This is a genomic window from Sphingobacterium sp. UBA3519, assembly GCF_002377215.1.
GTDB classification, from domain to species: Bacteria; Bacteroidota; Bacteroidia; order Sphingobacteriales; family Sphingobacteriaceae; genus Sphingobacterium; species Sphingobacterium multivorum.
This window is the reverse complement of sequence record NZ_DFPI01000026.1, coordinates 357,273-382,207: the sequence shown is the minus strand read 5'-3', so window position 1 is coordinate 382,207 and position 24,935 is coordinate 357,273. Positions and strand designations below refer to the sequence as shown.

The following is a 24,935-nucleotide window of genomic DNA, read 5'->3' as shown; positions in this document are numbered from 1 at the left end:
CACTTCAAATGTATAAACTTATATCAACTTATCCAAATGGATATTGTAAATTATATTGTAAGTACTTGATATACAAATGAAAAATTTACAAATAATTTATAATAGTAAATTTTTATAGGATTATTATATTGATATTTAGGCTAATAGGATTTATAAGGAGAGATTTGACACATTAATCATGCTGCAAAGATACGTTTTAATATTGTATTTTTAACTATTTACGGTGATCAGTTTCAGGAGAAATTGCGGAGAGTAATGTTGGGGAAATCAACTGTTTTTAGCTTCTTTTGAAAACCTGTATGGTCTGAAATTTCAAAGGATGAAGAGGATCTTGAAATGACGTGTGAAATCCGGCAATGTGTGCAAACAATGAATTAATAAATTATAAATATTGTGTTGGTGATTTAAATTGGCTTCTTTTTTGTGGACAAGAGCTGAAATGAAATCAATTATGAAAAGAAATAGAATAACCGGTGTCGTTATACTTACAGTTGCTTTTTTATTTAATATCCAAGGAGCCTCGGCTCAATTTGGAGGGCTATTGGATAAGGCAAGCAAAGCCGTTGCTTCCAAGGGAAGCAAAATGTTGGGTTTGGATAAACTGCTAAAGGAACCAGAAGCGATTAGTACAAGTTTTGAAGATGTGAATAGGAAGGGGGAGCAAATGCCCGATTTTCAAAATACGGCTGTTTATAAACCTTTAGAAAATTTGCAAAAGAATGGCAATGATGGTTACTTATTGGAGGCTGGACATTTTGAAATGACCAATAAGAGCTATTGCTTGAAAGCAGGTACTTATGCGCCTTCGAAAGGTGATGGATATATGTATGCACCTACATTGGGCAAGAAGAGAGAAGTAGTCATTGCAATTTTGAAAAGTGCTGAAAAGCACCCGGAAGTTGCACAATCTGACATACAGATGCTATTGTGGACGATCATAGCGAAGACAAAATTTATTGATTATTCGGGTCCGGTGAAAGAGACAGCCTTAAAATTGCTTACAGCTGAACAAATTTTGCATTTGGAAGGTGGTGCGCTCGGCGTTTTGCCATTCGATGTTGTCCAAAAGGCAAAAGACCAAATGCCTCCTGCAGTACAGACAATCTTTGAAGCGGAAAATAATATTCGGCAGCTCGTTTCCTCAGGAAACTATTCGTACGCTGATTTTGAACAATATGCAATCTTAGCTGGTATGGCTGAACCTCGTACGGACGTGCCAAGTGGTATTTGGACGCTTCACCCCGATGGTTATTATGTTCGCTATTTTCCAAGTGGTTATGCGATTACCAAAGTTCAGGTGTATGTCCCTCAAGAGTTGATTACAAAATTGAATGGCAAGAAGCTTGTATACGATGCAACAGACGATATTGCATGTCCGGCAAATACGGGATCGCAACGATTAGCACAAACGAATGAACCGATTCGGGATTAAGATGTGAGGCATTGAAAGGTCGATAGGAAAGAGAAGGGTATAAAGAGGAAATTTAATGAATAANNTTATTCATTAAATTTCCTCTTTTGCCTCCTGTATAATATATAAACAATGACAATAATAGCGATGATTGCTAAAATAATGTAATGGGAACCTGAATGTTGGGTTTTATCCTCTGTCGTCTGCGCATATGTAAAATTTGCCACGAAAAGAAGTACCATGAAAATCCACTTCTTGCACATAATAAACGGTTTATTAACTATAGTAGCAAGCTAAGTATTTTTTGCAACAAAGCCAAATTATTTCATTAAAAAATGACAAAGCTTTTTATAAAAATTTAATGTATAATGTCTGTTTCTCCCATTTGATTTGTTAGGTTCGAAAAATAAAAGGGTAGCTACATTGGATATAGCCCGGGATATCGTCGCTCGAATTCGGTAAATGGTCCTAAAAATCGTATCTTGTGAACCTTTGTAAGCGTTTTTAGATATTCAAATCATGTCAAAACTTATCAATTTAACTGTCTTTAGAGAATTCTTAAAATCCAGCTTTGCAGGTGGAATTATACTTTTTTCCTGTGTTATTCTAGCATTGATCGTTGCAAATACACCTTTGTATGCCAGTGTAATGGAATTCCTGAACAAGGAAGTAGGCTTTGAGAGCGATCATGTTCATTTAAAATATTCGTGGTTATTGTGGCTCAACGATGGTTTGATGGCTATTTTCTTTTTACTGGTGGGGCTCGAGATAAAACGTGAAATTGTAGAGGGTGAACTCTCATCGCCAAGTAAAGCAATCCTGCCCATTTTGGCTGCGGTTGGTGGGGCACTTTTGCCAGCCATCATTTATTTTGTATTAAATCAGGGAACCAATACGGCAAACGGCTGGGGTATCCCTATGGCGACGGATATTGCATTTGCTTTAGCTGTTATCACGCTTCTGGGAAATAAGGTTCCTGCCAGTCTTAAAATCTTTTTGGCTGCTCTGGCCATTGTTGATGACTTACTTGCCATTTTGGTCATTGCGATCTTTTATAGCAATGGTATTCATGCGACCTATTTATTTATTGCTTTAGGCATCTTTCTGTTTTTGATCGTGTTGAATAAACTGGGCGTTAAAGCGATATGGGCTTACCTTATTCCGGGTCTATTTATTTGGTACTTTGTTCACCACTCGGGAATTCATGCAACAATAGCTGGCGTGTTGGTGGCTATGACGTTACCAACAACACCGGATGCGGAAGAATCTCCCCTGGAAAAATTGGAGCATCTATTGACCAAACCCGTCAATTTTATTATCATTCCGCTGTTTGCATTTGCGAATACGCTTATTCCAATCCATGGGGAAATGATTGGTGGTTTGACTTCAAAATTGGGGATTGGTATTATCTTTGGTCTTATCGCTGGTAAATCAATTGGTATATTTTTGATCTGTTATATTGCGAAGAAGTTGAAGATTGCGCAATTACCGGAAGGGGCTGGCTGGAAACAGATTTTTGGAGTAGGCTTATTGGGGGGAATCGGTTTCACGATGTCGATCTTCATCTCGATACTGTCTTTTGATGATAGCATGCTGATTGAAGAGGCCAAGTTCGCGGTTCTGATCGCTTCTTTATGTGCCGGCCTGCTAGGCTACGTCGTTTTGAGCGCTGTGTCAGCTGCAAAGTAAACAGGGGTTATTGATTAGATTTTGAATAGATAGCAGTCGAAGGTTAAAGATTAATCCTATTTGGGCATCTATTTGAAAGCGGATAACGAGCTATAGGTATTAATTTTAGACTTTTATGAATTAGATTTAGTAATTTAGGGCACAACAATAAAAACAATACGTTGAGATTTGATGAATTTGGCTTTGTTCCGGCTTTGGAAGAAGGTTTAGAAAGTATGATGTTTGAGGAGGCTACGCCGATCCAAGAACAGACCATCCCGATTATTAAAGAGGGAAAAGATATGATTGCCTGTGCACAGACAGGTACAGGTAAAACAGCAGCTTATATGTTGCCGATCCTCGATGCAATAGCACGGAATTCAAGGGAATCTATCCTCGCTATTATCCTTGTTCCGACCCGGGAACTTGCTATGCAAATTGACCAGCAGATTATGGGCATGTCTTATTATACGGGTGCAACATCCATAGCCATTTATGGTGGTGGTGATGGTATGGGGTATGAACAGCAAAAACGGGCCATACGAGAGGGGGTAAATATTATTGTTGCTACTCCGGGAAGGTTGATAAGCCATCTTACCTCCATGAAGATTGATCTCTCTCATTTAAAGCACTTTGTTTTGGATGAAGCCGATAGTATGCTGGATATGGGATTTCAAGACGATATTTTACGTATTGTAAGTTATCTACCGAAGAAAAAGCAGATGCTTTTGTTTTCGGCGACGATGCCGATGAAGATCAGATCTTTTGCCCGAAAAATTCTGCAAGAGCCTGTGGAAGTTAATATTGCCATTTCTAAACCTTCGGAAGGGATAGATCAACGTGTATATCTTGCGTATGATCAACAGAAAATGGAGCTTCTGAAGAATATACTGAAGGATCCGAACTATGTATCTGTTATTATTTTTGCGTCCCAAAAAACTACGGTCAAACTTCTCGCTCAGGAATTACAGAAGCAGGGGATTGATGCGGAGGGTTTCCATTCGGATCTCGAGCAGTCGAAACGGGAAGATATCATGGCTAGATTCCGGTCTCGTCAGGTACGGGTACTGGTAGGGACAGATGTGATATCTCGCGGTATCGATGTGGTGGGGATCAGTTTGGTCGTTAATTACGATGTTCCACCGGATCCGGAAGACTACGTACACCGTATTGGACGTACGGCACGGGCAGCAACTACAGGAACAGCCATTACCTTTGTCAATGAGAAAGACCAAAACCGTTTCGCTCAGATCGAGAATTTAATAGGTTATCCGATTGAACAACTTCCATTGCCAGAGGGGTTTGAAGCGGGACCTACTTACAATCCTGCCAAAAAGAATCCACAGCATAAGAAGAAGCGTTTCAATAGGAATAAAAATAAAAACTATCAGAAAGCTAAAAGAGCCTGATTTTAAAATACAAAGCCCCCATATGAGAAAAATATGGGGGCTTTGTATTTGAGTATATATTGTATTTAACTTTTATTCAACAGTCCATACGGCTAATTCATATCCATCAGGATCCTGGAACTGAAATCTTTTTCCCCCGGGAAAGCTAAAAATATCTTTTAATATGGTCCCGCCAGCACGGATAACCTGATCACGCGTAGCCTGTAGATCGTCGGCATAGATAACGACGAGAATACTGCCATCTCTGGGGTCACCAAGTGTAAAACCACCATCAACATATTTTCCGCCAAAAGCCGTATATGCTGGTCCGTAATCCGTAAACTCCCAACCGAAACTCGTTGAGTAGAATGCTTTGGCACGTTCAAGGTCGCTTGATACAAACTCAAGGTATTGGATCTGCTGGTTGACAAATTTGTTTTCTGTACTGCTATTGCTCATAACGGAACTATCTATTTAATGTATATATAATAAATTGCTTGACCGGTTGTGCCGGTTTTGGAATTAAAACCCGAATCGTTTCATAAATATAATGCTTTGTTGAAAATGACACACATTTTTCTTTTCAACATGTTTTTTCGGGGCTACCTGTTTATCGGGGCTACCTGCTTGGCACAAGGAGGAAACAATATTCATTTCCCAATCTTCATTGGACTGGGAAATGAATGGAGGTTGTTAAGCGCTCTTTTTACTGCTGATCCAATACTGCAATAACATAGATGAAACAACCAAAAACAGTCCAACATAGAAGGATAGGTTTAATTCTCTTGCTTCATTAAGAAGTAAAAATGCAATCAAAATAGCATATACTGGCTCAAGATTTAAGCTTAAGTTCAATGTAAATGCTGATATCTTCTTTAAGATTTCTGTAAATGCGAGATAGACTCCCACAGTGCAACATAAAGATAGGATGATCAGATAGAAAATATCCAGGGCATTGGGAATGAAAGTGCTGATTGGATAGTGCTGAATGTAAAAAGGAAGTAGACATGCCAGCCCTATTGTTCCACCGATCATTTGATAATAATTAATGCATATTGCATTGTACTTTTTGGTCAATTTTTCATTGTGAACCGCATAGAGTGAGGCAAAAGCCGGAGAAATTATCCCTAAGACTATGCCAAGCTGGTGTGAGGTATCGAAGTGAAATATCAGTGCTATCCCACACAACGTAAGTCCACTCAACAGAAGTTCAGACAATCTAAATTTCGTTTTATTGATCATCGGTGCAAAAATAGCGGTAAAAAAACTTGCCATACAGTAGCAGATCACGCCGATGGAAATGTTTGAATATTTGATGCTAGCATAGAATAATAGCCAGGTGCTGTCAATAGTAGCCCATTTTTTGCAATATGCAGTTTCTCTTTGAAAGTAAAATCTGTAGGTATTTTATACCATTTTAGAATAAAAAATAGGATAACGGCAGCTAAAAATACACGGTACCATGTGAGTATCCCCTCGTTGAGTGAAATCACTTTTCCAAATACGCCAGATAGTCCCAGGCACAGCACAGCAAGGTGCAGCATGAAATATGAATGTTTCATAAGAAATTGTCTTCCAGTTCCGTCCAATAAGGACGAAAGATGTTAAATAATAAAATTGATAGAAAATAAGAAGCACAGCAAATCGGTCCATTTCTGGTATTGGGCTTCAGTAATATCGGGAAAAAATATTACGCTACTGGAGGAGGAAGACAACTCGTTCTATTCATCATATTTGTATTTACCCGAAGATAGGGAATTTTGGGCGCAGCTGCAAAAAAGTAATGAAAAAGCCCCTAGGAAGTTTTTGCTTCTAGGGGCGTATATTTATTCAGTTGCCTTTATTTTGTGCTTTTTATTTTCTGCTTTTATGGCGTATTTGGCGGTAAAGTATCCGTTCCGCCCCCCAGTGCACGGTAAAGATCTATGGCCGCATTGAGCTTTTCCCGTTTTACTGTAATACGTTCCAAATCATTTTGAAGTGCATTGTTTTGGGCAGTTATCACTTCCAAATAGTTTGCCATCCCACTTTTGTAAAGTAAGGCCGCATCAGCGGTGGCTTTGGCGAGGGCATTTGATTTGGCGTGGATAAGTCGCAGGCGCTGTTCTGTATGTTTGATTTTTGCCAAGGCATCAGAAACTTCCGAAACTGCGACCATAACCGACTGTTTAAACTGCAAAGCTATCTTTTCGCGTTCGATGACCGATATCTCATAGTTTGTTTTCAAGGCCCCTTTCTGAAAAATCGGTTGAGCAATATTCCCTGCTATTGTTTTCACAATAGAACCCGGTAGATCAAACCATTTGCTAAATTGAATGGAGTTTGTACCAATGGATGGAGTCAAGCTTATGGAGGGGTACATTGCTGCTTTAGCGAGTCCCATTCTGCTTGTCGCAGCCACAACAGCGTATTCAGCTGCTCTGACATCTGGTCTGCGGCTTAATAGTTCGGCCGGTACCCCTGCGGCAAGTCCGTCTCCAACAATCGTATCATCTAAACTTGCTGTACGTTGAATGCCCTCGGGGAAACCTCCGCAAAGAATGCTCAGTGCATTTTCTTCGACCGCCATATTTTGATGGGCTAGGGGAATTAATAATTCAGCAGTTTTCTTCTGAGCTTCGGCTTGCTCCACAGCAAGCGAACTGACCAGTGATGAGTTGTATTGCAAACGTATCATATTCAGTGTGCTATCGCTCAATTGAACATTTCTTTGTGCAATCTTAAGCTGTTCATCCAAAGCAATCAGATTGTAATATGACTGGATGACCTGTACAATAACCCGGGTTTTCAAAGCCGATAAATTTTCCTTTTGGCCAAAAAAATTGGCCAAGGATTCTTCTTTTTGCATTTTTACCTTTCCCCATATATCGGCTTCCCAAGACAATCTGAGCGTAGCACTATAATCGTCCATATGAGGCGTCCCGATAAATTGGTCACTTAGTGAGCCATTTAAAGAGTTGCTCGATAACCAGGTTCTACTCGCTCCAATACTTAAATCAGCTGTTGGTAGTAATCCTTTCTTAGACTGCTTGTACGCGAGTTCCAATTGTTGCATGTTCAGGAGTGCTACATTGACGTCCGTATTATTGGACAAAGCCTTTTCAATGAGTGATGTCAACAGGGGATCCTGTACAAAGTTACGCCAGGATAGCTGTAGCGTATCAGACGTCACGACAACCTCGCTGTTTTTGAAATTTTCGGGCATTGCTATCTCCTGACGGGTGTATTTTTTGCCCACGCTGCATGCGGACAACAACAGGGTAGTGCTTGCGAAAATTGTTATATAGTGATGAAATCTTTTCATTTTAATCGTTTGTATTGTGTACTGTATTGTCCGTAAGTTTTTTACCCGAAACTTTTTCTTGCAAATATTGGAATACCAGGTATAGTAACGGTATAATGATTACCCCAAGGACAACACCGCTTAACATACCCATTGCTGCTCCGGTACTGATGGAATGGTTACCTGTGGCCGTTCCGCCAGTCGCAAACATTAAAGGTACCATACCGGCAATGAAAGCCAATGAAGTCATCAGGATTGGGCGTAGACGAGCTCGTGCCCCCTCTAAGGCCGAATCAATGAGAGAGGAGCCAGCTCTTCTTCGCTGTAATGCAAATTCGACAATCAAAATGGCATTTTTTGCCAAAAGACCGATGAGCATGATCAAGCCGACCTGGACGTAGATATTGTTGTCCAATCCAATGGCACGTGTTCCTAAGAAAGAACCGATCATCCCTGTTGGGATTGATAATAAGACGGCAAGAGGCAATAAATAACTTTCGTACTGTGCTGATAGTAATAAGTATACAAATAGCAAGCTTAATGCTAGGATAAGTACGGTTTGATTGCCTGAAGACTTCTCTTCCAAACTAAGTCCCGTCCATTCGTAGCTGTAGTCTCCCGGTAACTTGGTCAATACATTTTTCTCCAATGTTTCCATGATCGCACCATTACTGATGCCAGGCGTACTAACAACGTTTATTGTGAGTGAATTGTATAAATTATAACGTGTTACCGACTCAGGACCATACACTTTACGAAGTGTGACCAAGGTATTTACAGGGACCATTTGGCCAAGATTATTCTTGACAAATATTTCGTTGAATGCTTCTTTATCGGTTCTATAAATGCCATCAGCTTTAACTGCTATCCGATAGAATTTACCGAAACGATTGAAATTCAATGATTGGTCACCCGCAAAGTAAGTTTGAACGGACGAAAGCATTTCACTGACATCTACGCCAAGTTGGGCCGCTTTGTCTTCATCTACTTCTAACTCCATCTGTGGATAATCTGCTCTGAACATGGTATAGGCAAATTGCACTCCCGGTTGTTTCATAATCTGCGCAATAACGGAGTCGGACATTGCTTTGAGCTCTACCGGCGATTTACCAGCTCTGTCCTGCAAAACGAGTTCCGCGCCATTCATCATACCATAACCATCAACAGGAGGGGAGCGAAATGCCATTGCGTTACCTTCTTTGACACTGGATAATTTTTGTGAGATAACTTGGTGAATCTGATCAATATCGTTCATCTCACCACGTTTCTTTTTATCTTTCAAGCGTATAAATCCTGTCGCATAGGCTGCGCTGGAGTTGTTACCGATCATATTGAATCCAGTAATACTTGTATGGCTTTCAATCGAAGGGATATCGGCCAGTAGTTTTTCGATTTTTTCTACTGCTTTTGTTGTTCGGTCCAGTCCCGTTCCTGGGGGCATTTCCAAACTGTATACGACAAAGTTATCATCTTCCATTGGTACGAAACTTTTGGAAGTGCTTGTCATGAGGTACCCCGCAACGCCAATTGTAGCCAGGATCAAAAGTGACGAAATCCATTTTTTCTTTGCAAGGAATTTTAATGAACCAACGTATCGATTGGTCATGTTTTCGAAGCCTGCGTTAAACGCTTTGAAAAAACGCTGAGAAAAGCCAGTTTTTGAGGTCTGTCCATCTTGATTTTCGGCGTGTGTATTTTTAAGTAATAATGCACATAGTGCAGGTGTCAGCGTCAATGCATTGATCGCAGAGATCACAATGGCGATCACAAGAGTATAGGCAAACTGTTTATAAAACATGCCCGATGAACCTGTCATAAATCCAATGGGAATAAAAACTGCACACATCACCAAGGTAATGGAGATTACAGCTCCCGTGATTTCACTCATGGCACTATGGGTAGCCTGTTTACCTGTTAAATTGGAAGTCTCCATCTTTCCATGTACTGCTTCGACAACGACAATTGCATCATCGACAACAATACCAATGGCGAGTACGAGGGCAAATAACGTCAATATATTGATGGTAAAGCCAAATACGAGCAAGAAGAAGAAGGTACCTACGATAGCTACAGGGACTGCAATTGCTGGAATAATAGTCGATCGTATGTCTTGTAAGAATAAGAATACAACGAGGAAAACCAAAATGAAGGCTTCAATTAATGTCGAGCGTACTTGGGCTGTACTTTCATCCAAGCGCTCCTTGGTACTGATCAATTTAAAAATCTTGATTCCAGGAGGGAATGAGCGTTGCGCTATTTCAATCTGTTTGTCGATTCCAATTTCAATTTCATTGGCGTTGGAGCCTGATGTCTGGAATATACCGATGGTGACGGTATTGAGACCGTTATTTTGGGAATTACCGCTATAGCTGATCGAGCCAAACTCAATACGTGCCACATCCTTTAAACGTACGATCTGGACATTATTGTTTTTAACGATAATGTTTTCATACTGCTCTGGAAGATTCTTTTTCCCCTTATAGCGTATAACATATTCAAGAGGTGCTTTTGATTCTTCACCTAATTTTCCAGGTGCAGATTCCAGACTTTGTTTGGAAATTGCAGCGATGACTTCTTGCGGCACAAGTCCATAACTTGCCATTTTTTGCGGATTCAACCATACACGCATCGAATAGTCTTTGGAACCAAATACCATCGCCTGACCGACCCCGGGAACACGCTTGATCTGTGGGATCAAGTTGATGTTCACATAATTCTGTAAAAATAGTTCATCATATTTTTTATTATCTTCTGTATAGATATTAAATATCATGATCATACTATTTTGTTGCTTGGAGGTCGTTAATCCCATCCGGACAACTTCCTGTGGCAAGATCGGAGTAGCCTGTTGTACTCTGTTTTGCACGTTGACGGCTGCTTGATCTGGGTTTACACCTGCTTTAAAGACAATGCGCACAGAGAATGTACCATCGTTACTTGCAGTCGATGTAATGTATTCCATGTCCTCCACACCATTGATTTGTTCTTCAAGGGGTGTAACAACTGATCTCAATACTGTTTCACTATTTCCTCCGGGATAGCTTCCGGTAACTTGGACCGTGGGCGGGGCGATATCCGGGAATCGCGTTTGGGGCAGCCTAAAAAGACCGATGACCCCCAGTATGACAAATATGATCGATATAACAGTTGCCAAAACTGGCCTGTCAATAAATTTCTTTAACATTTTAGTATAATTTTTATAAAGCTTTTAGTACCATTTTTTAAAAACGCATACGGAACGTATAGGCGTGTTACCGCTCTTTGGACGTTGCAGCTTTTGCCATGATTGCTATTGCCTAGATTTCTCCCAAATATTTAAAAAGGAACTTTTTCAGCAGCTCTGTCGTTGCTATCTACGCTCCATCTGGTTACATGGTGGATTTTTTAGTCGGTTGAACTTGCATTCCATCGTTAAGCATGTCAATTCTATTCATAACGATTTTTTCACCAGCTGTAAGTCCTGATTTAAGTAAATAGGCGTTGGCGGTATTTCCCGCAATTTCAATCTGTTTCATGGAAATTTTGTTCTTTTCGCCAATAACATAAACGAAGTAGCGATCTTGAATATGCTTGACAGCCGCCATAGGTACCAACAATACGTTTTCGTGCGCTTTTTTCAAGATTACTTTGGCTGAACCACCCGAACGGAGAATTTTATCAGGGTTGGTGAAACTTGCTTTAAGTGCCATGCTTCCGGTTGTTCTGTCGATGTTACCACTGGCTAATTCTACTTTCCCCGAATGGTTGTATGCCGTTCCATCAGCTAGTAATAGCGTTGCTTGTTGATTGGATGATTTGTTATTCTGATCTTTGATAAAGGCTATAAAATCGGCCTCACTCAATGAAAAATACACATTTACGGTATTGATTTCAGATAGCGTTGTTAACGGTGTCGCATCTGCTGCGGTAATTAAATTTCCGATCCGATTAGGAATACGGCCGATATAACCACTCACTGGTGCATTGATCAACGTAAATTTGGCATTTATTTGAGATGAACCGAGTGCAGCTTGTGCTTGCGCTACCTGTGCTTTAGCTGCGGCATAATTGGCCTCTGCAGTTTTTAACTGTAATTCGGTATACACTTTACCTTCAACAAGTGGTTTGATTTTTTCAATCTCCAATTTCGCGTTTTGTTCTACCGATAAAGCAGCTTGGTAAGCTGCCTTGCTGTTGTTTACTTGTTCGTTGTAGACATCAGCTTTTATTTTGAAAAGGGGTTGACCCTGGGATACATAGTCTCCTTCTTTGACATAAATCTGATCCAGATATCCAGTTACTTGCGCTTTGACATCGACGTTGACGGTCCCCTCTAATGTACCAGGATATTTTTTTTCGGTCTCCGCGTGGGTAGGAGATAATTCGATAAAGTCAACAGTAACTGCCTGCTCTTGCGGTTGATCTTGGTTGCCTCCACAGGACGATAATAATGCTGCTGCTGTAATAAGTGTAAGGAAAGGTTTTAAAGTCATCGTTCTTTGTGCCATTTTATCATTTTATAATGAAACAAAGAAAAGAATTCTTTTAAGCCATAAGGCAAAGAAATCTACCGAGACGTTACAATTGCTTACTGAAACGTCACAGTGGTGAGCTGAATTTTACGATATTAAATGGTACGATCCAATTGTGTTGAAGATATTGGGCTTATAGATTAACATCCCTTCTTCATCGCGAAAACTTACTTTACCTTTCTGACGAAAAAAGGAGCAAGCGGATCAGTTTTAACATTAATAGTCTAACCAATTTTTTAGCAGTTGAGCCTTTTCTCTGCTCACAAGGATTTCCACTTGATCGTTATGTTTAATTTCTATTTTTAGTTTTCCGTTGAAGTGGTTATGTAATCTTTTGATCGCATCTATATGTACAATGAATTGCCTTTTGGCGCGAAAAAATACTTTTGGATTCAATTGCTGTTCGAGTTCTTCCATTGTTTGAGGGACAATTTCGACAGTACCACATTTGAGTTGCGCATGGGTAAGTTTAAATTCGGAGTAAAAGTATAATATTTCTTCGACGAGAATGGTCTTATAACCGTCTTTGAATGGAATTAGAAAACGTGAGCGAAAATCTTTTGGATAGATAAAATCCAATAAACCTTGAAGCGGTTGTTGGTTGATCTGGAGATCTTTTTGATAGTCAAGTTTTTGGATGGCATTTCCCAGCTCTATTTTTTCTACAGGTTTGAGCAAATAATCTATGCTATTGAATTTAAAAGCCCTCACAGCGTATTCGTCAAATGCTGTTGTAAATATGATTGGGCAGTCTATTTTTATAGTCTCTAATATTTCAAAGCTTAAGCCATCGGATAAACGAATATCCATCATGACCAGGTGGGGAAGTTCATTGCTATTGAACCAATTGATGCTATCCGCAATATTATCAAGTACATCCAAAATAATGATGGATGGTTTTATTTCTTTCAAAAGTCGCTTTAAACGATCGGCATTGAGTTTTTCGTCCTCGATGATTAATACTTTGGTTATATTCATTATGCTTGCGCTAAAAGTGGGAGGATAACGTTAAATGTTTTGCCATCATTCTTTATTTGCAGTTTTAAGTTGGATAGCAAATCGTATCTTTTAATGATGTTTGAAATTCCGATTCCCGATGATTCGGATACATTCTCAATAGGAATTAATATATTTTCAACAACAAGTTGATTCTGGGCGTTGGTGTAGACTTTAATTTTCAGCGGTTTTCTCTTATTTGTCTGATTATGCTTTAATGCATTTTCTACCAATAACTGTAAGGTAAGAGGAGGTAATTGGCAATTGCGTTTGGCGGGATTGACGTTTATTTCGAAGTTTACCCCATCGCCAAATCGGTTTTTGATGAGAAATATGTATGAATTTAGAAAGTTGAGTTCTTCTTCGAGTGAGATAATGTCCTTTTTGGAATTGACAAGAAGGTAGCGATATATTTTGGAGAAGTTTTCTGCATATTCATAGCCTAATTGTTGGTCTTCGAGGATGATTTCTGAGAGCACGCTCAGGTTATTAAAGACAAAATGGGGGTCGATCTGTAATTTTAACGATTGAAGTTCTGTTTCAAGAATGACCTGATCAAGCTTTGCAGCGCGCATGGATTCATTCTTCCAGTTGGTGATCAAATGACTACCAATATTGATCCCCATGATCATCAACGCAATCAATACACTGATTGTAATGTTTTGAATCATCCCCCTTTTTTCCTCCAAAGATGGGGCTATAGTAACATTTTGAGGTCCAAAATAATATTTTGAAATCAGGTACTCCAGAAGTAAATTGATAAAGAGTACTGCAAAAAGGTTGATGACGGTTTCAAGTAGAAGTCGCTCTGTCGGACTATCTTTCCAGGTTAAGAACTTATTAAGCTTGTCATGGACAATGATACTAAATTCGGAAATGATAAAGCTATAAATGATCGTAAATGTCCATTCACCGAGTATTTCAAACATATTCCGTTTAAAATAGCCATCCCAGCAACTCGAGAAAGGATCAATAATATAGGCAACGAGATAAATAAGCAGAAAGGACAGAAAGGTAAATATCAGCCTTTTTTTATTTGTACTAATTAGAGTCTTATCGTTTTTATAGATCGCTATATCCTGCATTCTTTTAACTTATCTGTATCGGTGAAATCTATGCAAATTTCGTAATTCCTTTTAGTATTGGACGACAAATTTCTGCTGAAGCGTATAAAGCCCTGACTGAAATATCAATTTGATGCACTCAGGCGTATATTGACGAAGGCTGATAGATGATCTAACCTTGGCCTATCAGTGTATAATTCATAATGAAATCCCTGTGATATTTTTTTAATATATTGTAAATCTTGTAGTTATCTTTTGTTTTATAATCATTTGATCTAATCGTGTCAAAGAGTGACTTTGAATATGGAATTCGTTTTTAGCGATAGACAGAAAGGCTTGACATCATTTCGTCAAGCCTTTCTGTTTTATTGTGGTTACTATTTTTTCGATGTGTTATCTAATAAATTATTTTGGCTCTTGATGAGTTGTTGGTGTATGGATGATATCGAAATAGATCGTTTTGTCATTAGCGTTTGGATAAACTCTATAAGTGAATTCTTTCTTTGTTAATACCGTAATATCAACCACACGAGTAAACAACGTTTCTCCAGCAGCATTTTTAGCAACAATTGTTCTCGTTTTACCATCTGCAGATACGGTCCAGTCGCCGTGCATTTTTGGAGAATTGTCAAGATTGAACATTGTAAAAGTACCATCAGATTTGAAATAAGCAAATCCTACAAAATTTGCCACGTTAGCATCTGTTAATACTACACTTTCACCTTTATTATTCTTTGCGTTTGTTGTTTCCCATGGCGTACTGGCTAATATTTCGCTTGGGGTAAGCTGGGGTTCAACAACAGTTTCATCATCTTTACTGCAGCTCACCGCTACTAATGTGCTTAAGGCGATACATACCGCTAGTGCAATCTTTTTTAAATCTCTCATTTTATAAAATTTATATTATGAAACAAAAGTAATCGCATTGGTTCAGTTGCATTTGTCTCTTTTATTCCAAGGTTTGAAGGATTTATAAATTGAATGCGATCGGGTTGTTGAAGAAATTCTAAAAAATAGAAAAAGCTTATGTATTGCCTGATTTGAAGTTTGCTTTACAGGGCGTTATGTTAAAGGTGGTGTAAAAATGAACTTCGGATAAAAATAAAACAGGGGACCCTAAGGGCCCCCCATCTACCAGATATGTAAAATAAAATTAGAAAATTGCTTTTTATACCGTATTAGTTATTGCTCCATCCACCTCCCAATGAGCGGTATAGATCAACAACAGCAGAAAGCTCCGCTTTTTTTACCTGAGCAAGTTCGAGCTCACTTTGTAAGATATTGCTTTGCGCTGTGATTACTTCCAAGTAGGTGGCCATTCCTGTTTCAAACAAAAGATTGGCATGCTTTGTCGCTTGCTTTAAACGCGTCGTTCTATCCGAAGTAATCTTTTGTTTTTCTTTCAATTTTTGAATTGAAATTAAAGCTTCGGATACTTCCCCAGCGGCTGAAATTACTTTTTGCTTGAAGATCAATACATTCTTTTCTTGTTCGACACGCGCCAGCTCATATTGCGTTTTTAATTCCTTGCGTTGGAAAATAGGTTGTGTAATACTCCCTGTAATTGCACCAAATAATGACGCGGGCAAGTTGAACCAATTACTTGCTTTGAATGCGTTTACGCCAGCTTCGGCACTAATCACCAAGGAAGGATACATGCGCGCTTTTGCATACTGTTGATAGGCCTGTGAAGTTGTAACAGCTAGTTCGGCCTGTTTTACATCCGGACGGTGGCTCAACAAATCAGCTGGTATGCCAGTTGCTAGCTCTTCGGGGAACTGGATGTCTGTCAATTTTTCCGCTGTCTTAATCTCTTGTGGGAGTTTTCCGCTAAGAATCTGAATGGCATTTTCCTGAATAGTGATCTGCCGTTCAAAGTCAGGGATTAACGCCGCTGCGGACAATCGTTGCGCATCAACCTGTTCCAACGCAAGCAGCGTAATGTCACCAACTTCATATTGCTGTTGGACGATGCGTAAGGTTGTATCGCTTAATTGCAAGTTTTGTTTGGCAATATCACGCAATTGATATAGCATCAGCAGTTGATAGTAACCTTGTGCAACTTGTGCAATTAATTGGGTTTGAATTACTTTTTTAGCTTCTTCTGTCTGCAGATAGGAAGCTAAAGCAGCGATATTTTGATTTTTGATTTTACCCCATAGATCGGCCTCCCAGGATAAACCTAAGGATGCCGTATAATCCTCCACATGATGTTGGCCTAAAAACTGTCCGAGGCTCAATCCATTCATACTGTTATTGGATGGATTGGTGCTATTTCCCCTGATCTGTAGCTGGGCTGAGGGAAGATAGTTCGCTTTTGCTTGTTTCAGGCTAAGTTGAGACGCTTCTATGTTTTTCAGTGCTAGCTTCATATCTAAGTTATGTTGTATTGCACTGTCAATCAATGTCTGTAGGATTTGATCTTTAAAAAAATCACGCCATGGAATAGAGCCAATGCTAGTTTCCTGCGGAGCTTTAGCTTGGTCGCGGTACTGTTCGGGTAAGTTAGGGGCAAGGTGTTGATTGCTGACCAACTTATCTGTTTTACAGGACCATGCGACAAAAGATAAGATGAAAACCGTCAGTAACTTTGCTTTACTATTCATATATTTAAATTTTGTCATGATATACTAATTGTTTGTATGCACGGGTATTTCCAACGAAGCGGTCTCGCTTTCATACTGCTTTTGCTTCGGGACACCAGCTATTTTCTCTTGGATAAATTGGAAGAAAATAAAGAGAATCGGGATAATAAAGAGTCCTAAAACTACTCCGGTGAACATCCCACCCGCAGCGGCAATACTGATGGAATGATTTCCTTGAGCAGACGGACCTACGGCTGTCATCATTGGAATCATACCAACAATAAAGGCTAAAGAAGTCATGATAATAGGCCTCAAACGTAATCTTGCGGCTTTAAGTGCAGCGCTAGGAATCGATAGCCCCTGTTTGCGCCCCTGAATAGCAAATTCCACAATCAAAATGGCATTTTTGGCCAGTAAACCAATCAACATGACAAGTGCAACTTGTACATAGATGTTGTTGGCGATATCAGTGAAGCTAATTGCTGCAAAGACGCCAAATATGCCTGTTGGAATGGAGAGAATAACCGCTAATGGAATGATGTAGCTTTCATATTGTGCCGCAAGCAAGAAGTAAACAAATATCAGACAGAGAATAAAAATCAATGTAGACTGTCCTCCGGAGACAATTTCTTCCTTGGTCATACCTGAGAATTCATAGGTAAATCCAGTAGGCAATTGTTGTTTTGCAACTTCCTCAACTGCACGGATAGCGTCTCCAGAACTATATCCGGGTTTTGGTATTGCATTTATGCCGATTGAATTAAACAAGTTGTACCGCGATGCTGTTTCCGGTCCATATACACGTTCTAATTTGACTAATGTATTGATGGGAACCATATCACCTAATCTGTTTTTTACAAAAATACCGTCCATTGAAGTAGGTTCACTTCTATCCTTGGCATCAGCTTGGACCATCACACGATAGTACTTTCCAAAACGATTAAAATCTGAAGCTTGGGCACTACCAAAATAGGCCTGCATGGTTTGTAATATACTTTTTGTGCTTACGCCAAGTTGCTCTGCCTTGATATCATCTACCTGGAGCTCATATTGTGGATAATCCGCTTTAAAGGTTGTGAAAGCCATCATGATTTCAGGACGTTTCATCAGTTCGCCAATAAACTTCTGGCCTACGCCACTGAATTTTCCAAGTTGTCCACCGGTTCTGTCCTGCAATACCATATCGAGACCGTCAACATTACTGAACCCTGGTACTGTAGGGAAGGTAAAGACAAAGAAATTTGCACCTTTGATATTTGCCAGGCGTTGATTCACATCGGCCATAATCGCATTGATGTCTTTTATCTGACCACGTTCTTCATGTGGTTTAAGGAGGATAAATGCAACACCCGCTGAAGGACTTGTGGATTGTGTTAAAATATTGAAACCAGCAAGTACATTTAAAGTTTTGGTAAAATCAGCATGTTGAAGTTGCTTCTCAGCTTCGGCTAATGCCCCAGAAGTACGATCTAACGAAGCGCCTGCAGGCATGGATAAAGAAATGGCAATAAATCCTTGGTCTTCCGACGGAATAAATCCAGTAGGTGTTTTACGGATCATAAATATTGTCAAAAGTAGGGTAATCGCCAATCCTGCAAATGCAACCCACTTGTAACGGATCAAGAAGCGTAGACTACCTAAATAGTTTTTAGTCAACCGGTCAAATCCAACATTGAATCCAGCAAAGAAACGTTCCTTGAAATTAAGTTTCTTAGCATCAGAATGACCATGATGCGTTGGTTTTAAGAAGAGTGCACATAACGCAGGACTTAGTGTCAAGGCATTAATTGCTGAAATAACGATTGCAATCGCTAACGTGAAAGCAAATTGTCGGTAAAACACTCCGGTAGAACCTTCCATAAAGCCGATGGGAAGGAATACGGCAGACATCACCAATGTAATCGAGATAATTGCCCCGGTGATTTCGCTCATGGCAGATGTTGTAGCGAGCTTAGGTGGGAGATTTTCATGTTCCATCTTGGCGTGCACTGCCTCGACGACCACAATTGCATCATCGACGACAATCCCAATGGCGAGCACCAGGGCAAACAAGGTCAATAGATTGATTGAAAAGCCGAAGAGCTGCATGAAGAAAAATGTTCCAACGATGGCTACTGGTACTGCAATCGCTGGTATTAATGTCGATCTAAAGTCCTGAAGGAATAGAAAGACAACTAAAAATACCAATATAAATGCTTCAACTAGTGTATGTTTTACTTGGTCAATAGATTGATCAAGTGCATCTTTTGTGTTGTATAAAACGAGATATTTGACACCTTTCGGAAAGCTTAAAGAGGCTTTCTCCATGAATTTTTGAATCGCGATCTGAATTTCATTTGCATTCGAACCTGCCAGCTGCATTACCCCAATATTCAATCCTGCTTTGCCATTGATACGGGTGTGGCTCGCATAGGTATAGGATCCCAGTTCAACACGAGCGACGTCTTTGAGTTTAAGTACTGAACCTTCAGTGTTGGAGCGGATAATAATATTTTCGTAGTCACTTGGTTGGTTGAGTTTACCTTTATATTTGATCACAAATTCAAAAGCTTCACGGCTGCTCTCGCCGAATTTACCAGGAGCAGCTTCAACGTTTTTATCTTGAATTGCAGCCATAACTTCCTCAGGCGTTAGTTTATAGGTCGCCATTTGATTTGGATTAAGCCATACCCGCATGGAGTAGTCTTTGCTACCACCAAACGCCAATGCTTGTCCAACACCAGGTATCCGTTTCAGTTCGGGAATAATATTGATTTGCGCGTAGTTGGTAATAAAGGTCTGATCGTATTTACTCTGATCTTCCGTATAGAGATCCAATACCATGATCAAGCTGTTTTGCTGTTTTGCTGTTGTAATTCCGGCTTGTACAACCTCAGCGGGCAATTGGCTGGTTGCCTGAGCCACACGATTTTGGACGTTCACAGCAGCTTGGTCAGGGTCAGTGCCAAGTTTAAAATATACGGTAATCATTAACGAGCCGTCGTTACTGGCAGTAGAGCTCATGTAGCTCATATTTTCAACACCGTTGATTGACTCTTCGAGTGAGGGAGCTACGGCACGGAGTACCGTTTCGGCATTTGCCCCAGGATATAATGCCGTTACTTGCACCGCGGGCGGTGCAATATCGGGAAACTGCTGCAAAGGCAGTTTAAGGATACCAATCACCCCCAATATGACAAGTAATATGGAGATAACGGTAGCAAGTACAGGTCTTTCTATAAATTTCTTAAGCATGTGATTTTCTAATATTATAATGAATTGATGCTATCCCTTGATAAAGCTTGTGGCGTAATTTTCTGCCCATCCTGAAGCAGGTCAATGCCTTTGTAGACAATCCGATCTCCCGCATTCAGTCCTTTGCTTACGAGGTAATTTGCACCACTTTTTCCGATGACAGTAATGGGCTGTTGAACAACTTTATTTTCTTTGCCAACGGTGTAAACGAAGATTTTATCCTGCATTTCAAGGGTAGCAAGTTGAGGTACCAATAATGCTTGTGCATACTTCTTCTGTAGTCTTACACGGCCGGTATTTCCGTTACGTAAAACCCCTTCCGGATTGTTGAACGTCGCGCGGAGGGTAATCGCACCGGTATTTTTGTCAAACTGGCCATCCACCATATCAATTTTTCCTTTCTGATCATAAATTGTCTGATCCGAAAGAACTAAGCTGATCGGAGGTAGGTTGTGAAGCTTTTGTTGTAAATTACTACCTTCTGTATTGTTTTTGAATGCGATAAAGTCATTTTCTCCCAATGAGAAATAGACATGGAGATCCCTTACATTTGACAATGCTGTAAGTGGTTGGGAGTCTGTAGGTCCCACCAAACTCCCTTGTTTGCGCTGCAATCTACCGATGTATCCTTCGGCTGAAGCCCGTATTAGCGTGTATCCGACATTGATTTTTGCCGTTTCAACCGCCGACAGTGCCAGTTGTACATTTGCTCTAGCGGCGTTACGTGCGCTAATTGCAGTTTTTAACTGAAAGTCTGTCAGTACTTTGGTGTTCACCAGCTTTGTTTTCTTTTCCACTTCTAACTCGGCGTTTTCCAAGGAAGCTTTTGCTGCTAGCAAATTTGCCTTCGCTTGATTTAATTGTTCCTGATAGGGGCGGTCGTTAATCTTAAAAAGCGCCTGACCTTTATTTACTTTAGCACCTTCATCGACATAGATGTTTTCCAAAATCCCTTCGACTTGTGGCCTGATCTCAATATTGGCCGAAGCTTCAATAGTTGCTGGATATTCTTGATAAACCGTCTCGTTACCATTCTCGATGGTAACGACCGGAAGGTTAACCGGTGGTGGATCAATGGGTTTGCTCGTGCCTGTTGAACAACTATATAGAAAGATTGCACTGAGCACATATGCAGTCTTTACGATATTAATTCGTTTAACACTGTTAAGTGTTGGAACGTAAATCCTTTTAAGACTTGGTGATAGATTTGTTTTCATGTGATATTAAAAATTGAAGTTTTGGTATATTTAACGGTGTTAGATTTCTTAACGTTGTATTTTTTGGTGTAAAAAAATTAATCAGTCAGGGAGCGTGTGATGCCGTAAATAGCATCCTTTAAAACCTCTTGATTGGTATTGTCGCCATTGCCTTGGTTTACCAAATTGATCGAAATCAATCCATGTATAATTGACCAGTACGTAAAATACTTCCTGCAGATCAATTCTTCGGATGGGTTTTTCTCTTTCATGATTTCACGGATGACATCACTTATCAATTTTCCATGGGATTCAGCACATTTATAGGTTTTTTCAAAACCACAACAGGCCGTTCCCACACCGAACATTAATTGGTACAATTCGCGTTCTTCGAAGGCGAAATCCCAATAGCTAAACCACATTGCTTCTAATTGTTTCTCCAAATCGGTTTCAGTTGATTTGGCTTGTTTTACTTTTTTGGCAAGCAGGAGATAACCTTGGTTAGCAAGCTCCATCAGAATGGCATCTTTATTGGCGAAATACTCGTATATCATGGGGGCAGTATATTCGATGATATCTGCAATTTTGCGCATACTCAAGGCCTGCCATCCTTCTTCTTTGACGATTTGGAGCGCAGCATCTAGAATATTAGTTCTATTCTCATCTTTGAGCCGTTGTATGCGTTCTTTGCTACCCATGCTAATGCGTAAATAATTTAACAGTGTTAAGCAAAAGTGATACTTTTAATTTTATTTATTGACATCTAAAAGTCATTAAATAAAAATGTATTATTTTTTCTGCTCGGAAGAAGTGTTTTCATCGTTCACAGCGCGGGTTATAAGCTGTTTTATGCGATTCTTTTCTTTGTCAGTTAGAGGAAGTGCCTGTTCGATGATAGGGAGGATTTCCGTGCTTTTTTCCGACTGCAATAACAAGTCGATGAAACCGAGATAGGTGCGGATAAGGTCTGTTTTAATGCCGAAGAAAATGCGTGGATCTACAATAAATAGTTCCTGTATTAATGCTAACAATAGGTTTTTTCTTTTTTTATCTTGTTCCGAGCTGCTGTATTCGGGCAATAGGCCTTTTCTTTCTAGATCTGTTAATTTTACCGCGACAGCGTGCTCTAGTACATATTTTTTTTGCTTTCTATCCAGTAAATCACGTAACTCAGCATGTAAATTCCGATAAATAACTTGTTTGGCCTTCCCCGAGAAAAGATTATCTTCTGTAGATAGGAGGATATCTTGTTGTTCAAAATGATCAAAGAAGGTAGATTCAACATAGACGGAGTGGTGGAAATTGATCGCGTTATTGTTGAAACTGCTAAGTACTTTGGCAATTTCCTTTTTATCGCTATTCAGAAAATAATAATAATATCGATCACCAATTTGTTGGTTCCAGCGAATGTAATTGATGGTAAAATGATAAGAAATATCACGATCAGGGCTATAGCCTGTCCAAGAAAGCTGGTCTGTCTCTTCGATTAAATGGTCATAAGCTAATAGCTTCCCATTGACGCGTATGGCGTAATTCCTATCCTTATTCAAGTAGAGAAACCAGCCAAACTCTTGTGCGAGGAAATTGTTAAAGTCGTCGCTTTCAAAAAATGTAGCATCAAGTCCAAAAACGCCTTCAAGAGTAACTTGCGTTCCCGTATTTTTAGATTCTACCAGCCTGCTTTCACTGATATCGTATTGCTCTTTACTTTCGCGATCAATTTGAATTCGGTAGCTTGAGAAATATTCATTCTCCTGAAAAACGGTATCCCAAATCGCACGTGTTGCAAAAAGCGAGAAAGAAAATCGACCCTTTCCCTTTTTTCCTCTGGTATAGGAGCTCCGTTTGAGACTATTTTTTTTTATAGAATCCAAAAAGTTTCCAAATGAGGAAGAAAGTGTCTCTAGGGGTATGCCTTCGCCATTGTCCTGTATGCTTACACGATTAATGTAGCCTAATTCATTACTGTCTATAGAGAGTTCAATCTGTGTGGCTTTTGCATCAAATCCATTCCAGAAATATTCAGCAATGGCATGTTTAGGGTCTTTGGGAAGTCCTGCTGATTCGATACTTTGGTTCGTTATTTTTGTGCTTTTCTTCATCATAAAGACGGTTTAGCTTAAAACTTGTATAAAACAGATGGAAATAATTTGGTCGATTAATTCCATTTCAATGTACGCTATTTTTTAGATCTCTGGATTAGAAACGTGAAAAAATAAGCAAGTCCAAAACAGATAATAAGATCGAAAAGAAAATAAATAGAATTGAAACTACTTCGATTCTCAGGTTCCACTGAGCGCTTGCCACCCATATATTCATAAAAAGGAAATGGAAAACCCAATCTGTCATTTCCATCGGATATGCTATCGCATTTGGCGAAGAGAATGGTAGTCGTGACTGTTATTACACTAAAAATTACCCAGGTTTTTTTTGGGAAATTTGAAACTATCTTCATGGTTATAGCTCTTTAAGTTGTTTAAAATTACATAATATCATGCGGAGATGTATATTTCTGATTCGTATCAATATGGCTATTTAACGCTAAAGCTGATGTGTTGATATAGAAATTGCTTTTTTGAGTAGAAATATATCTGAATTTAGTCTATGCTTATAGAAACTTTAAAAAACCTTTTCCGACGGGACTTAAACAGGCTGCGTGATGAAATTTCTTTGTACAAACAGGAAGGAAATATATGGCTTATTGAACGTGATATTTCCAATTCAGCTGGCAACTTATGTTTACACCTGATCGGAAATCTTCAAACATATATTGGTGCTGAAATAGGCAAGACGGGGTATATCAGAGATCGAGCGGCTGAGTTTTCGTTAAAAGACATTCCTCGAACACGATTATTAGATCAGATAGATGATACGATTGATGTGGTTACACGTTCTCTGGATCTGTTGTCGGAGGAGAACCTTTTTGAGATATATCCCATACTCGTGTTTGAGGAAAAAACAACAACGCAGTATTTGCTTGTTCATCTGACCACCCATCTAACTTATCACCTTGGCCAAATAAACTATCACCGGCGACTACTGGATCAACCTGAGGTATAGTTAATGTATTGGTAAACCTATTCTTGTTCTAAAACATAGGAAACAAATTTATAGTATGGACATAAGAAAAGCGGTATTATCTGATGCTCCGGAGCTCGCAACCTTGACCGAACTGCTGGGTTATCCAGCCGATATTGAAGGAACGAAAACTATTTTGGAGGATCTGTTGCGGTAGCAGGAGTATGCTGTATTTGTGGGGATTATTGATAATAAAACAGTTGGCTGAATTCAACTTCATCAGGTCATCAGTATGGAGACTGGTGTTTATGTAGAAATCATTGGCTTGGTTGTCGATGAAGAATATCGAGGGTTAGGCCGATTATTATTGCATGCGGCATCCGATTGGTCTAGGTCTGTCGATTGCTACCGTTTGCGTGTAAGATGCAATATCATTCGGACCGAAAGCTATAAGTTTTATCAAAATAGTGGTTTTATACTAAAAAAGGAGCAGAAAGTTTTTGATTCTTTGCTTTAAAAGGTGAACTTTAGCCCAATTAGATATCGAGACCATCAAACATTCTACCTGTATCGACTGTTGA

At 39.6% G+C, this 24,935-nt stretch carries 19 protein-coding genes; 5 read left to right on the top strand and 14 right to left on the bottom strand.

Features of this window, described 5'->3' with window-relative positions; all coding sequences use genetic code 11:
• Positions 1–451: 451 nt before the first annotated feature.
• The 3 genes from B3297_RS18755 (at position 452) to B3297_RS18745 (ending at position 4,488) form a co-directional block, all read left to right on the top strand.
• Positions 452–1,432 carry a hypothetical protein gene (locus tag B3297_RS18755; RefSeq protein ID WP_115045738.1) on the top strand — a complete coding sequence of 327 codons (981 nt, stop codon included), beginning with the start codon at positions 452–454 and terminating at the stop codon, positions 1,430–1,432.
• A gap of 498 nt (positions 1,433–1,930) precedes the next feature.
• Positions 1,931–3,100 (top strand): Na+/H+ antiporter NhaA, encoded by a 1,170-nt coding sequence (nhaA, locus tag B3297_RS18750; RefSeq protein ID WP_286779243.1) that lies wholly within the window; start codon positions 1,931–1,933, stop codon positions 3,098–3,100.
• Between the two features lie 161 nt (positions 3,101–3,261).
• The gene (locus B3297_RS18745) at positions 3,262–4,488 is read left to right on the top strand and encodes a DEAD/DEAH box helicase (RefSeq protein ID WP_046674542.1); all 1,227 of its coding nucleotides are present in this window, start codon (positions 3,262–3,264) and stop codon (positions 4,486–4,488) included.
• Between the two features lie 72 nt (positions 4,489–4,560).
• Here the strand turns inward: B3297_RS18745 and B3297_RS18740 are convergent, their stop codons facing one another.
• The 14 genes from B3297_RS18740 to B3297_RS18675 form a co-directional block, all read right to left on the bottom strand.
• Complete coding sequence (locus tag B3297_RS18740; RefSeq protein ID WP_286779242.1) at positions 4,561–4,926, bottom strand: VOC family protein; 366 nt, start codon at positions 4,924–4,926, stop codon at positions 4,561–4,563.
• Positions 4,927–5,160: 234 nt separating this feature from the next.
• Positions 5,161–5,742, bottom strand: a complete 582-nt coding sequence (locus B3297_RS18735; protein ID WP_286779241.1) for a DMT family transporter — start codon at positions 5,740–5,742, stop codon at positions 5,161–5,163.
• A gap of 11 nt (positions 5,743–5,753) precedes the next feature.
• The gene (locus B3297_RS18730) at positions 5,754–6,029 is read right to left on the bottom strand and encodes a hypothetical protein (RefSeq protein WP_286779240.1); all 276 of its coding nucleotides are present in this window, start codon (positions 6,027–6,029) and stop codon (positions 5,754–5,756) included.
• Positions 6,030–6,334: 305 nt separating this feature from the next.
• Complete coding sequence (locus B3297_RS18725; protein ID WP_286767121.1) at positions 6,335–7,771, bottom strand: efflux transporter outer membrane subunit; 1,437 nt, start codon at positions 7,769–7,771, stop codon at positions 6,335–6,337.
• Position 7,772: 1 nt separating this feature from the next.
• Complete coding sequence (locus tag B3297_RS18720) at positions 7,773–10,934, bottom strand: efflux RND transporter permease subunit (RefSeq protein WP_286779239.1); 3,162 nt, start codon at positions 10,932–10,934, stop codon at positions 7,773–7,775.
• A 184-nt stretch (positions 10,935–11,118) separates the two neighbouring features.
• Entirely contained in the window at positions 11,119–12,237 is a 1,119-nt protein-coding gene (locus tag B3297_RS18715) for an efflux RND transporter periplasmic adaptor subunit (RefSeq protein WP_286779238.1), read from the bottom strand.
• Positions 12,238–12,477: 240 nt separating this feature from the next.
• Complete coding sequence (locus B3297_RS18710) at positions 12,478–13,239, bottom strand: LytR/AlgR family response regulator transcription factor (protein ID WP_286779237.1); 762 nt, start codon at positions 13,237–13,239, stop codon at positions 12,478–12,480.
• The gene (locus tag B3297_RS18705; protein ID WP_070565481.1) at positions 13,239–14,342 is read right to left on the bottom strand and encodes a sensor histidine kinase; all 1,104 of its coding nucleotides are present in this window, start codon (positions 14,340–14,342) and stop codon (positions 13,239–13,241) included. The genes B3297_RS18710 and B3297_RS18705 overlap by 1 nt, the downstream gene beginning before the upstream one ends.
• A 384-nt stretch (positions 14,343–14,726) precedes the next feature.
• On the bottom strand, positions 14,727–15,209 hold the full coding sequence (locus B3297_RS18700) for a DUF4822 domain-containing protein (protein WP_070565479.1): 483 nt from the start codon (positions 15,207–15,209) through the stop codon (positions 14,727–14,729).
• A 290-nt stretch (positions 15,210–15,499) separates the two neighbouring features.
• Positions 15,500–16,927, bottom strand: coding sequence for an efflux transporter outer membrane subunit (locus B3297_RS18695; protein WP_286779236.1), 1,428 nt, complete (start codon positions 16,925–16,927; stop codon positions 15,500–15,502).
• Between the two features lie 24 nt (positions 16,928–16,951).
• Positions 16,952–20,140 (bottom strand): efflux RND transporter permease subunit, encoded by a 3,189-nt coding sequence (locus tag B3297_RS18690; RefSeq protein WP_286779235.1) that lies wholly within the window; start codon positions 20,138–20,140, stop codon positions 16,952–16,954.
• Between the two features lie 14 nt (positions 20,141–20,154).
• Positions 20,155–21,357, bottom strand: coding sequence for an efflux RND transporter periplasmic adaptor subunit (locus B3297_RS18685; RefSeq protein WP_115045755.1), 1,203 nt, complete (start codon positions 21,355–21,357; stop codon positions 20,155–20,157).
• 77 nt (positions 21,358–21,434) lie between these two features.
• Complete coding sequence (locus tag B3297_RS18680; protein ID WP_046674552.1) at positions 21,435–22,034, bottom strand: TetR/AcrR family transcriptional regulator; 600 nt, start codon at positions 22,032–22,034, stop codon at positions 21,435–21,437.
• 90 nt (positions 22,035–22,124) lie between these two features.
• Entirely contained in the window at positions 22,125–23,441 is a 1,317-nt protein-coding gene (locus B3297_RS18675; protein WP_286779234.1) for an ATP-binding protein, read from the bottom strand.
• Positions 23,442–23,940: 499 nt separating this feature from the next.
• Between B3297_RS18675 and B3297_RS18670 the strand changes: the two genes are divergently transcribed.
• Together B3297_RS18670 and B3297_RS18665 are read left to right on the top strand one after the other, a co-directional pair.
• The gene (locus B3297_RS18670) at positions 23,941–24,396 is read left to right on the top strand and encodes a DUF1572 family protein (RefSeq protein WP_070565471.1); all 456 of its coding nucleotides are present in this window, start codon (positions 23,941–23,943) and stop codon (positions 24,394–24,396) included.
• 250 nt (positions 24,397–24,646) lie between these two features.
• Positions 24,647–24,871, top strand: coding sequence for a GNAT family N-acetyltransferase (locus B3297_RS18665; RefSeq protein WP_286767118.1), 225 nt, complete (start codon positions 24,647–24,649; stop codon positions 24,869–24,871).
• The last annotated feature ends 64 nt before the right edge of the window (positions 24,872–24,935 follow it).

Bases quoted from the DNA above. Each gene is read 5' to 3' on its own strand.
- B3297_RS18710 (WP_286779237.1), bottom strand. From the start codon at position 13,239: ATGAATATAACCAAAGTATTAATCATCGAGGACGAAAAACTCAATGCC.
- B3297_RS18730 (WP_286779240.1), bottom strand. From the start codon at position 6,029: ATGAAACATTCATATTTCATGCTGCACCTTGCTGTGCTGTGCCTGGGA.
- B3297_RS18665 (WP_286767118.1), top strand. From the start codon at position 24,647: ATGGAGACTGGTGTTTATGTAGAAATCATTGGCTTGGTTGTCGATGAA.
- B3297_RS18675 (WP_286779234.1), bottom strand. From the start codon at position 23,441: ATGATGAAGAAAAGCACAAAAATAACGAACCAAAGTATCGAATCAGCA.
- B3297_RS18735 (WP_286779241.1), bottom strand. From the start codon at position 5,742: ATGGCAAGTTTTTTTACCGCTATTTTTGCACCGATGATCAATAAAACG.
- B3297_RS18705 (WP_070565481.1), bottom strand. From the start codon at position 14,342: ATGCAGGATATAGCGATCTATAAAAACGATAAGACTCTAATTAGTACA.
- B3297_RS18680 (WP_046674552.1), bottom strand. From the start codon at position 22,034: ATGGGTAGCAAAGAACGCATACAACGGCTCAAAGATGAGAATAGAACT.
- B3297_RS18700 (WP_070565479.1), bottom strand. From the start codon at position 15,209: ATGAGAGATTTAAAAAAGATTGCACTAGCGGTATGTATCGCCTTAAGC.
- B3297_RS18685 (WP_115045755.1), bottom strand. From the start codon at position 21,357: ATGAAAACAAATCTATCACCAAGTCTTAAAAGGATTTACGTTCCAACA.
- B3297_RS18755 (WP_115045738.1), top strand. From the start codon at position 452: ATGAAAAGAAATAGAATAACCGGTGTCGTTATACTTACAGTTGCTTTT.
- B3297_RS18695 (WP_286779236.1), bottom strand. From the start codon at position 16,927: ATGAATAGTAAAGCAAAGTTACTGACGGTTTTCATCTTATCTTTTGTC.
- B3297_RS18720 (WP_286779239.1), bottom strand. From the start codon at position 10,934: ATGTTAAAGAAATTTATTGACAGGCCAGTTTTGGCAACTGTTATATCG.
- B3297_RS18725 (WP_286767121.1), bottom strand. From the start codon at position 7,771: ATGAAAAGATTTCATCACTATATAACAATTTTCGCAAGCACTACCCTG.
- B3297_RS18690 (WP_286779235.1), bottom strand. From the start codon at position 20,140: ATGCTTAAGAAATTTATAGAAAGACCTGTACTTGCTACCGTTATCTCC.
- B3297_RS18670 (WP_070565471.1), top strand. From the start codon at position 23,941: ATGCTTATAGAAACTTTAAAAAACCTTTTCCGACGGGACTTAAACAGG.
- nhaA (WP_286779243.1), top strand. From the start codon at position 1,931: ATGTCAAAACTTATCAATTTAACTGTCTTTAGAGAATTCTTAAAATCC.
- B3297_RS18715 (WP_286779238.1), bottom strand. From the start codon at position 12,237: ATGGCACAAAGAACGATGACTTTAAAACCTTTCCTTACACTTATTACA.
- B3297_RS18740 (WP_286779242.1), bottom strand. From the start codon at position 4,926: ATGAGCAATAGCAGTACAGAAAACAAATTTGTCAACCAGCAGATCCAA.